General features: G+C 59.6%; 10 protein-coding genes. 7 read left to right on the top strand and 3 right to left on the bottom strand.

The genetic code is table 11. The annotated features are described in order from the left end of the window. Positions 1-144 precede the first annotated feature (144 nt). From rhtA to M5B97_RS05010, 4 genes are all read left to right on the top strand, one after another. A complete protein-coding gene (gene rhtA, locus M5B97_RS05025; RefSeq protein WP_248730910.1) occupies positions 145-1,032 on the top strand; it encodes a threonine/homoserine exporter RhtA in 888 nt (295 codons plus the stop codon). 164 nt (positions 1,033-1,196) lie between these two features. Further along, positions 1,197-1,478, top strand: coding sequence for a hypothetical protein (locus M5B97_RS05020; RefSeq protein WP_248730909.1), 282 nt, complete (start codon positions 1,197-1,199; stop codon positions 1,476-1,478). Between the two features lie 114 nt (positions 1,479-1,592). After that, entirely contained in the window at positions 1,593-2,321 is a 729-nt protein-coding gene (locus M5B97_RS05015; protein WP_248730908.1) for an SDR family oxidoreductase, read from the top strand. Between the two features lie 35 nt (positions 2,322-2,356). Then, positions 2,357-2,947, top strand: a complete 591-nt coding sequence (locus M5B97_RS05010; protein ID WP_248730907.1) for a 2-hydroxychromene-2-carboxylate isomerase — start codon at positions 2,357-2,359, stop codon at positions 2,945-2,947. 80 nt (positions 2,948-3,027) lie between these two features. Here the strand turns inward: M5B97_RS05010 and M5B97_RS05005 are convergent, their stop codons facing one another. The 3 genes from M5B97_RS05005 to M5B97_RS04995 all read right to left on the bottom strand — a co-directional run bounded on the left by M5B97_RS05005 (position 3,028) and on the right by M5B97_RS04995 (position 6,537). Next, the gene (locus M5B97_RS05005; RefSeq protein ID WP_248730906.1) at positions 3,028-4,836 is read right to left on the bottom strand and encodes an aminopeptidase P family protein; all 1,809 of its coding nucleotides are present in this window, start codon (positions 4,834-4,836) and stop codon (positions 3,028-3,030) included. 37 nt (positions 4,837-4,873) lie between these two features. After that, positions 4,874-6,034 carry an aminotransferase class V-fold PLP-dependent enzyme gene (locus M5B97_RS05000; RefSeq protein WP_248730905.1) on the bottom strand — a complete coding sequence of 387 codons (1,161 nt, stop codon included), beginning with the start codon at positions 6,032-6,034 and terminating at the stop codon, positions 4,874-4,876. A gap of 233 nt (positions 6,035-6,267) precedes the next feature. Further along, positions 6,268-6,537 (bottom strand): hypothetical protein, encoded by a 270-nt coding sequence (locus tag M5B97_RS04995; protein ID WP_123714381.1) that lies wholly within the window; start codon positions 6,535-6,537, stop codon positions 6,268-6,270. Positions 6,538-6,928: 391 nt separating this feature from the next. Here M5B97_RS04995 and msuE point away from each other — a divergent pair, with 391 nt between their 5' ends. Genes msuE through M5B97_RS04980 form a run of 3 tightly spaced genes read left to right on the top strand, consistent with a single transcriptional unit; the run spans position 6,929 to position 9,881 of the window. Continuing rightward, a complete protein-coding gene (gene msuE, locus M5B97_RS04990; RefSeq protein ID WP_248730904.1) occupies positions 6,929-7,492 on the top strand; it encodes an FMN reductase in 564 nt (187 codons plus the stop codon). 9 nt (positions 7,493-7,501) lie between these two features. Continuing rightward, a complete protein-coding gene (ssuD, locus tag M5B97_RS04985) occupies positions 7,502-8,641 on the top strand; it encodes an FMNH2-dependent alkanesulfonate monooxygenase (protein WP_248730903.1) in 1,140 nt (379 codons plus the stop codon). A gap of 52 nt (positions 8,642-8,693) precedes the next feature. Beyond that, positions 8,694-9,881 carry an acyl-CoA dehydrogenase family protein gene (locus M5B97_RS04980; protein ID WP_248730902.1) on the top strand — a complete coding sequence of 396 codons (1,188 nt, stop codon included), beginning with the start codon at positions 8,694-8,696 and terminating at the stop codon, positions 9,879-9,881. Positions 9,882-9,883 lie beyond the last annotated feature (2 nt).

The raw sequence follows: 9,883 nt of genomic DNA, 5'->3' as shown, positions 1-9,883 counted from the left end.
AACTTAACTATAAAACAGCTCGAACGCCCATTCCCTTCTATATAACGAGAGCCAGGCAAATCTGAGCAATATATTGCCCAACAGCAAACAGTTAAGCATCATAGCGCCTTCTGCCTATCTACCAAGACCTCGGACGAACACCCAATGACCACCTCACACCGCAGCCTGGCCTCGGCATTGTTTCCTGTCGGCCTGCTGTTGATCGCCATGGCCTCCATTCAGTCCGGTGCATCGTTGGCAAAAAGCATGTTCCCTATCGTCGGCGCGCAAGGCACAACCACCCTGCGGCTGATTTTCGCCAGTGTGATCATGCTGCTTCTATTACGCCCATGGCGCGCCAAGCTGACGGCCAAGTCTCTGCGTACTGTCATCATTTACGGGATGGCATTGGGCGGCATGAACTTCCTCTTCTATATGTCCTTGCGCACCGTCCCCTTGGGCGTTGCAGTGGCCCTCGAATTTACGGGCCCGCTCGCTGTAGCTATCTACGCATCTCGCCGAGCGGTGGACTTTCTTTGGATCGGCCTCGCGATCACCGGCCTTCTCTTATTGATCCCAACGAGTGAGGCCAGCAGCGGCATCGACCTGACCGGCGCCGCCTACGCACTGGGCGCGGGTATCTGCTGGGCGCTGTACATTTTGTTTGGCCAGAAGGCGGGTAACGATAACGGCGTCCAAACCGCAGCCCTTGGTGTAATGATTGCCGCACTGTTCGTTGCGCCGATCGGTATTGTCCACGCAGGCACCGCGCTACTGACACCGGCGTTGATTCCTGTCGCCATCGGTGTCGCCATTCTATCCACCGCCTTGCCTTACACCTTGGAAATGGTCGCCCTCACGCGCCTTCCCGCCCGCACCTTCGGTACCCTGATGAGCATCGAACCCGCTTTCGGTGCACTTTCCGGCCTGTTCTTCCTGCATGAGCACTTGTCCCTGGCGCAATGGCTTGCCATCAGTTGCATCATCCTGGCTTCCGTAGGCGCCACGTTGACGATGCGCAACGACTCCAAACCGTTGGTACCGGCCGATTGATCCGCTCAAAAGGTAGCTCTGGTATTTACCGTTCATTTAGGCCATGTTTAGCCGGCAAACAAATGTCATCTATGGAGAATTTCGACAAGGACAGCCTGAACGCTACAATCGAGAGCGAGTAAAGCCTGCATCGAGCCTTTTGCGAAGCGGCTATAAGGATAGGAATGAAACGAATTTTGATACTGTTAGTGATCGTCGGCATAGCTGGCTGTGCTGCGACCACCAAGAGAGAAGTGAAACGGGGCAAAAAAGGGCTGCATATCAACTGTTCCGGCCTGTCCTCCTCCTGGGACCAGTGCTACACCAGTGCATCCAATTCATGCGGCGCCAAGGGCTATCGGATCATTGCCAAATCCGGTGACAACTCCGAGGAGCCGGGGGATTATCCCTTCGGAATCAACCCGGCCGGCTATACCAGCCGTAGCATGATTGTGATCTGCAAGTAACGCCCCGAGCAGTCCCACGTCGACTGCTCTTATTAAACTCCTGTCACGACCCTGCCCCTTCGCACGCTGCGTCTAAACTCCTGCTCGACCCCTTGAGCCAACGGAGTTCTCATGATGCACAACAAGAAAATCGTATTGGTAGTAGGCGCCGGCGACGCCACTGGCGGCGCCATTGCCAAACGCTTCGCCAAAGAAGGCTACGTGGCCTGCGTCACCCGCCGAAGCGCCGACAAACTACAGCCTCTGGTAGACAGCATCCGCTCCACGGGCGGTGAAGCCCACGGCTTTGCCTGCGATGCGCGCAAGGAAGAAGACGTTATCGCACTGGTCGAACAGATCGAAACCGAGCTGGGGCCCATCGAAGCGTTCGTCTTCAACATCGGCGCCAACGTGCCTTGCAGTATCCTGGAAGAAACCGCGCGCAAGTACTTCAAGATTTGGGAGATGGCGTGCTTCTCCGGCTTCCTGAATGCCCGCGAAGTGGCCAAGCGCATGGTGACCCGCAACCGCGGCACGATCCTGTTCACCGGAGCTACCGCCGGTTTGCGCGGAGGCGCCGGGTTTGCCGCATTCGCCGGCGCCAAGCACGGCATCCGGGCGCTCGCGCAGAGTATGGCGCGTGAACTGGGCCCCAGGAATATCCATGTTGCCCACGTCGTAGTAGATGGTGCTATCGACACTGACTTCATTCGCGAGAATTTCCCACAGAAGTACGCGCTTAAAGATCAGGACGGCATCCTCAACCCTGAGCACATCGCCGACAATTATTGGTACCTGCACAGCCAACCAAGGGATGCCTGGACCTTCGAACTGGACCTGCGCCCCTGGAATGAACCCTGGTAAGCACGCCCCATAACAACAAACAGCGAGCCTCGACCATGAGTAAAACCCTGGAGTTCTTCTTTGACCTCGGCAGCCCCGCCACCTACCTGGCCTACACCCAACTGCCCGCGCTGTGCACCGACACCGCTACGCAACTGGTGTATCAACCGATGCTGCTGGGTGCTGTATTCAAAGCTACCGGCAACGCGTCACCGATTACTGTTCCTGCCAAAGGTCGCTATATGCTTGATGACCTGGCCCGATACGCCAAGCGCTACAACGTGTCGCTTAAGTTCAACCCGCACTTCCCGATCAACACCCTGGTATTGATGCGCGCAATTACCGGCATACAAATGCGCCACCCCCAACACTTCCAGACCTTTATTGACTGCCTGTTCCGTGCTCTGTGGGTGGAAGGCCAGCACTTGGGCGATCCCGCCGTCGTAGCGCGCGTACTCACCGAACACGGTTTTGATGCAGAGGAGGTGCTGGCCCTGGCCAACGATGAGGAAGTTAAAGCTACCCTCAAGAACAAAACCGAACAGGCCATTCAGCGCGGCGTGTTCGGTGCACCCAGCATGTTTGTAGGCAACCAGTTGTTCTTCGGTCAGGACCGTCTGGAATTTGTACGCGAGGCCCTAAGCTAGAACTCACCACCAGCCTCGGGGCGAGGCGTTGGTCGACTACATCGCCGACGCTTTTACCCAGCCCCGCGAACCGCAGCCGCTCAAATAGCGGCTGTACGTACCCGTAGCCACTCCAGCGCGGCACCACTGAGCAGTGGGCTCAAGCGCTCACGCACTTCAGCATGATAGGCGTTGAACCATTCACGCTCGTCCGCCGTCAGCAACGACGGTTCCAGGCAACGGGTGTCGATCGGGCATAAGGTCAGGGTTTCAAACTTGAGGAACTCACCAAACTCAGTCTTGCCCGCTTCACGGTTCAACACCAGATTCTCGATGCGCACGCCCCAACGACCTGGTCGATAAGTACCTGGCTCGACCGACGTAATCATGCCTGGCTGCATAGCCGTTTGCGGTGCAGTGGCGGCTTGGTAGGCGATCACTTGCGGGCCTTCATGCACATTCAGGAAATACCCTACGCCGTGACCCGTGCCGTGGCCGTAGTCCACACCCTCGGCCCAGATCGGCGCACGCGCGATCGCATCCAGCAATGGCGACAGAATGCCCCTGGGAAAGTGCGCCCGCGACAAGGCGATCACGCCCTTGAGCACGCGCGTGCAATCACGCTTCTGCTCATCGCTCGGCGTGCCGATCGGGACCATTCGCGTGATGTCCGTGGTGCCGCCCAGGTACTGGCCGCCCGAATCGATCAGCAGCAGGCCATCACCTTCAATGACTGCATGCTCCTCTTCGGTCGCATGGTAATGGGGCATGGCGCCATTGGCGTTGAATGCAGCGATGGTGTTAAAGCTGAGCGACACATAATCCGGACGGCGGGTACGCGCAGCCGTCAGGTGTTCATCAATGGTCAGCTCGGTAATACGTTCGCGACCCAGTGCGCTGTCGAGCCAGGCGAAGAATTCGCACAGTGCGGCGCCGTCCTGCTCCATGGCTCGGCGGATATGCTCCGCGTCGGCCAGGCTCTTGCGAGACTTGGCCAAGGTGGTCGGGTTCAGACCCTCCACCAGCTTGACGCCAGCATCGAGGTTGTCCAGCAAACCAGCGGTCACGCGCGCCGGATCAATGAGCAGGCTTGCCCCCGACGGTACGGCACGCAGCGCTTGCGACACTTCGCTGTAGTCGCGCAGCGTCACGCCATCCTGCCCCAATACCGCACGCAGTGCGTCATCGACCTTGTCCAGCGCAACAAACAATGTGGCCTGCACCTGGTTGATCAAGGCAAAAGACACAAATACCGGGTTAAACGACACATCGCCGCCGCGCAGGTTGAATAACCAGGCGATGTCATCCAGGGTGGCGATGAAATGCCAATCGGCACCCTTTTCCTTCAAGCTGGCGCGAAGCGCCGCGAGTTTTTCGCCACGGCTGACAGTGGCTTGCGGCGGCAAGTGTGGGTAGAGCGGCTGGTTCGGCAGCGCTGGGCGGTCTTTCCAGACTTCATTCAGAAGGTCGATATCCGTGCGCAAGCGCGCGCCCCGCTCTGCCAGCTTTGCGCTCAACGTCCGCGCCGAGGCCACGGCCATAACCGCGCCATCCACCGCCACCACACCGCCTTCCGGGGTCTGCTCGGCGAGCCATTCCAATGGGCCGGGTTGGCCTGGCTGCAACTTCACCAGTTCAATGCCACTGCCCTTGAGTTCCTTGGTCGCCTGCTCCCAATACCGGCTATCGGCCCAGACACCGGCAAAATCCGCCGTGACAATCAATGTTCCCACCGAACCATGGAAGCCGGACAGCCATTGGCGCCCCTGCCAGTAACCCGGCAAGTATTCGGACAAATGCGGGTCAGCCGACGGCACCAGCAAAGCATGAATGCCCTCGCGGCTCATCAGTTCACGGGTATGCGCCAGGCGCTGGGGAACCGTTCCATGGGTCAAAGGCTGCGTACTCATTGTGTCTCCTGCTAACCACTAATAATTGTTATGTGAATCAAACCGTCCAAAACGCGGGTGCACTGGCAAGGGCTGCCTTGATCAGTTGCACGGCCGCGTCGATATCCTGCTCGGTGGTGAACCGCCCCAGGCTCAAGCGAATCGTGCGACCGGCGCTGCGAGCGTCATGGCCCAGCGCCAGGAGCACGTGAGAGGGCGCATTGCTTGCCGAATTGCATGCCGAGGTTGCCGAAAATGCGATGCCCGCACTCAATGCACCTGGGTTGAACTCCCCTTCAGTGAAGGTAAGGCTGAGTGTATGGGGAATGCGCTGTGTCGGGCTGCCATTGAGGCACACGCCTGCAACAGATGCCAATTGGTCGAGCAGACGCTGACGCAACGCGACGATCAGGTTTTTTTCTTCAACAAAGGACTGCGCAGCCAACGCGAACGCCGCCCCCATCCCCGCGATCTGGTGAGTCGCCAGCGTGCCGGAGCGCAAGCCGCCCTCGTGGCCACCGCCGTGAATCTGCGCCAACACTTTCTGCTGCGCACGCGGGCCGACATACAACGCGCCGATACCTTTAGGGCCGTAGAGTTTGTGTGCGGAAAACGACATCAGGTCCACCGGCCAATCAGCCAGGTCAATGGCGACCTTACCGGCGCCCTGCGCCGCATCCACATGCAACAGCGCGCCATGTTCACGGACGCGCGCGCCGATGGCCGGGATATCGTTCAAGGTGCCCAGTTCATTGTTTACCAGCATCAGCGACACCAGAAAGGTGTCCTCGCGTAACGCTTCACTCACTGCATCGGCGCTGATCAAGCCCTCGGCATCCGGCACCAGGTAGGTCACGGCCACCCCGGCTTCCTGCAACTGCCGCGCGGTGTCCAGCGTAGCCTTGTGCTCGATCTGGCTGGTGATGATATGCCCACCCGCCACGCCGCGCGCCTGGGCCACGCCCTTGATCGCGAGGTTGTTGGATTCGGTGGCACCGGAGGTCCAGACGATCTGCTCAGGGCTGGCACCGACCAAATCAGCCACTTGGCCACGCGCCAGTTCAACCGTTCGCCGGGCCGCCTGGCCGAACGCATGGGAACTGGACGCCGGATTGCCGAAATTGGCATGGAAACCCAGACACTCGACCATCACCTGGATAACCCGCTCATCCACCGGCGTGGTAGCGGCGTAGTCGAAATACAACGGACGTTTATTCATGACGTTAAAGACTCGCAGAGCGTGTTCCCGAGAGCAACGTCTCAGGGGCATCGATGGGAACAGAGGTCGTCAGGTTTAACCGATCGAATGCCATTGAAGAAGGATCACTGTAGGCAAATGTGCGTAGGAACGCTCCTGAAATCCAGCTTAACAGGCTGAAGTGACGTCATGGCAAACAAAAAGCCCGAGGTTCCTTGTGGGAAACCTCGGGCTTTTTGCCACTGGGCGCGGGCTCAACTGGGACGACCATGCAGGGTCACGGCGCGCTCGGCATTCATTTCGCCCTGGCGGTCGAAGCCGAAAGGCTTCTGTGGTTGGCCAGTCAAAGCGGCACGCTGCTGTTGATATTCATCAAACGACAGGCCGCGACGGCTCAGTGCTTCCAAGGCCAACTCCTTGCTCTCTTCAGCGGTGTACGGGCGCAGCTCAGGCGAAGGATGAGTCGCACAACCGGCGAGCACGGAGCTGACAACCAATAAGCAAACAGCGAGTAAACGGTTCATGGCGGAGGTCCTGGGAAGAGGTTTCAAGTCGATGAACACAGGCTACTCCCGCCCTTGCACGGTTAAAAATCATCGCCCGTGATAGTCGCTATCAGCCATTCAGGCACCTTCGATAGCATCCGTAGATTATTCAATATAGCTATATAAATATGGAAATATGTTCGTTTACGGAATAAAAAACACTCTCTATAAATGACTGCACAGCGCCACCAACTGTTCGTCAGGCAACTGTTGCCCAGGCAACAGCCATTCAACAAAAGATCAGGCACACAACAGTTTCGTTTTCAGCAGCGTGGCCGCAGCCCTTTCCCCTCAAGGCTTGCAGCCGTTGGTACAGCTCTTGCTCAACCCATCGCACTGCCCCGAACCTCGTTGAAAAAGGAACTTGCTCATGACCCGTCCCCTGAATGTCGTCGCCCTGTCCGGTGGAACCTGGCGTCCGTCCCGTACCCTGGTGCTGACCCGAGCCCTGCTGGCCGAACTCGCCACTTTGCTGCCGATCCAGACCACCCTGATTGAACTGGGCGACATTGCCCGACCGTTAGGCGGTGCGCTGTCGCGTGATGAATTGCCGGCCGAGGTCGAATCCCAACTGTTGGCCATCGAACAGGCCGACCTGCTGATCGTCGCCGCGCCGGTCTATCGCGGCTCCTATCCGGGATTGCTCAAGCACCTGTTCGATCTGGTCGGCCTCAATGCGCTGATCAACACGCCCATCCTGCTCGCCGCCACTGGCGGCAGTGAACGTCACGCACTGGTCCTCGATCACCAACTACGCCCGTTGTTCAGCTTCTTCCAGGCGTTGACTCTGCCGATTGGCGTGTACGCCACCGAAGCAGACTTCACCGACTACCACATCACCAGCGAGCCGTTGAAAGATCGCATCCGCCTTGCCGCAGAACGCGCAGCACCTTTGTTCGCCGCCCACGCTCCTTCTCTGCTGAAAATCGCCTAAGGAGTGGTCATGGACGTTTTCTGGTTTCTACCGACCCATGGCGACGGCCACTACCTGGGCACCGCCCAGGGTGCTCGCCCCGTCACGCTCAACTATCTGAAGCAAGTCGCCCAGGCCGCCGACAGCCTGGGTTACCACGGCGTGCTGATTCCTACCGGGCGCTCGTGTGAAGACTCCTGGGTCATCGCCTCGGCGCTGGTGCCACTGACCGAGCGCTTGCGTTATCTGGTGGCGATTCGCCCGGGCATCATCTCGCCCACGGTCTCCGCGCGCATGGCAGCCACCCTGGATCGCCTATCCAATGGTCGCCTGCTGATCAACGTGGTCACCGGCGGCGACCCTGACGAGAACCGAGGCGATGGCAGCTTCCTCAATCACAGCGAACGCTATGAAGTCTCCGACGAATTCCTCAGAATCTGGCGCCGCGTGTTGCAGGGCGAATCGGTAGATTTTGAAGGCAAGCACCTGCGCGTGCAGAACGCCAAGGCCCTTTACCCACCGGTGCAGAAGCCTTATCCGCCGCTGTACTTCGGCGGCTCATCCGACGCCGCCCACGACCTGGCGGCCGAGCAAGTGGACGTTTACCTGACCTGGGGCGAGCCGCCTGCCGCCGTCGCGGAAAAATTCGCGGATGTGCGGGAACGTGCCGCCCGTCATGGCCGTACCCTGAAGTTCGGTATTCGTCTGCACGTGATCGTGCGTGAAACCGAAGAAGACGCCTGGAAGGCCGCCGACAAACTGATCGAACACATCAGCGACGAGACCATCGCCGCCGCGCAAAAATCCTTCTCGCGCTTTGACTCCGAAGGCCAGCGCCGCATGGCTGCCTTGCATGGCGGACGCCGCGACAACCTGGAAATCGCCCCCAACCTGTGGGCCGGGGTCGGCCTGGTACGCGGCGGTGCCGGCACCGCATTAGTGGGCAACCCCCAGCAAGTGGCCGAGCGCATTAAGGAATACGCCAACCTGGGGATCGACAGTTTCATCTTCTCTGGCTATCCGCATCTGGAAGAGGCTTATCGCTTTGCCGAATTGGTGTTCCCGTTGCTGCCGCAACCTTATGCCAGCCTCGCCGGGCGCGGCGTCACCAACCTCACGGGGCCGTTTGGCGAAATGATTGCCAACGATGTATTGCCCGCCAAAGCCTGAAGACGATGCGTTCGACTTTGCGCCTCATTGCAGAAAAATTGAGGAATACCGTGTGACAGCCAAACCCCACAGCGTCCTGCCCTCCCCCCTGCAGACCGCCAAGTTGCTGGCCGCCGAATTCGCCCTCACCGCTGTCGAGCGAGACGAACGCGGCGGCACGCCCAAAACCGAACGTGATGCCTTGCGTCAGAGCGGCTTGCTCGCACTGAGCATTCCCACCCAATACGGCGGCCTCGGCGCACGCTGGAGTGAAACCCTGGGGATCGTGCGCGAATTCGCCAAGGTCGACAGTTCCATCGCCCATGTCTTCGGCTTCCACCATTTAATGCTCGCCACTGTGCGACTGTTTGCCCGCCCAGACCAATGGCAACCCTGGTTCGAACAGACCGCGCGCAAAAGCTGGTTCTGGGGTAATGCCCTCAATCCTCTGGACACTCGCACGGTGGTCAAGGATTTCGGCGGCTGGCGAGAATTCTCCGGTAAGAAAAGCTTCTGCTCCGGCGCCAGCGATTCCGAAATGCTGATTGCCTCGGCGGTGGATGAAAGCGCCGGGGGCAAGCTGCTGATTGCCGCCATCCCCAGCGGGCGCAGCGGCATCACGCTGCATAATGACTGGAACAATATCGGCCAGCGCCAGACCGACAGCGGCAGCGCCAGCTTCGAGCGGGTGCGCGTCGAGGAATCGGAGCTGCTGCTCGACCCCGGGCCGCTGAGCACACCCTTCGCCTGCCTGCGCCCGCTGATCGCCCAGTTGACCTTCACCTATATGTTCCTTGGCATTGCCGAAGGCGCCTTTGAAGAAGCACGTCATTACACCCTCACCGAAGCCCGGTCGTGGCACAAATCCACGGCCGACGACGTGCGCCAGGATCCTTACGTGCTGCATCACTACGGCGATTTCTGGGTGGCGCTGGAGGGTGTACGCCTGCTGGTGGAGCGCGCCGGCGAGTTGCTCGACCAGGCCTGGGCCAAAGGTCCTAGTCTGAGCGAACACGAGCGCGGCCAATTGGCCATTGCGATTGCCACCGCCAAGGTCGCTACCACCCGCCAGGGCCTGGATTTGTGCAGCCGCCTGTTTGAAGTCACCGGCGCACGATCGACCCACGCCTCGCTACGCCTGGACCGCCACTGGCGCAACCTGCGCACCCAGACCCTGCACGACCCGGTGGACTACAAACTCCATGAACTGGGGGACTGGGCATTGAACCAGTCCCTGCCGATTCCGACGTTCTACTCCTGAGA

This window comes from Pseudomonas sp. MWU13-2517 (assembly GCF_023242545.1).
In the GTDB taxonomy this organism is placed as follows: domain Bacteria; phylum Pseudomonadota; class Gammaproteobacteria; order Pseudomonadales; family Pseudomonadaceae; genus Aquipseudomonas.
The sequence above is the reverse complement of the archived record's forward strand: the minus strand, read 5'-3'. Positions and strand labels throughout refer to the sequence as shown.

Bases quoted from the DNA above. Each gene is read 5' to 3' on its own strand.
- M5B97_RS05005 (WP_248730906.1), bottom strand. From the start codon at position 4,836: ATGAGTACGCAGCCTTTGACCCATGGAACGGTTCCCCAGCGCCTGGCG.
- ssuD (WP_248730903.1), top strand. From the start codon at position 7,502: ATGGACGTTTTCTGGTTTCTACCGACCCATGGCGACGGCCACTACCTG.
- M5B97_RS05015 (WP_248730908.1), top strand. From the start codon at position 1,593: ATGCACAACAAGAAAATCGTATTGGTAGTAGGCGCCGGCGACGCCACT.
- M5B97_RS05010 (WP_248730907.1), top strand. From the start codon at position 2,357: ATGAGTAAAACCCTGGAGTTCTTCTTTGACCTCGGCAGCCCCGCCACC.
- rhtA (WP_248730910.1), top strand. From the start codon at position 145: ATGACCACCTCACACCGCAGCCTGGCCTCGGCATTGTTTCCTGTCGGC.
- M5B97_RS04995 (WP_123714381.1), bottom strand. From the start codon at position 6,537: ATGAACCGTTTACTCGCTGTTTGCTTATTGGTTGTCAGCTCCGTGCTC.
- msuE (WP_248730904.1), top strand. From the start codon at position 6,929: ATGACCCGTCCCCTGAATGTCGTCGCCCTGTCCGGTGGAACCTGGCGT.
- M5B97_RS05000 (WP_248730905.1), bottom strand. From the start codon at position 6,034: ATGAATAAACGTCCGTTGTATTTCGACTACGCCGCTACCACGCCGGTG.
- M5B97_RS05020 (WP_248730909.1), top strand. From the start codon at position 1,197: ATGAAACGAATTTTGATACTGTTAGTGATCGTCGGCATAGCTGGCTGT.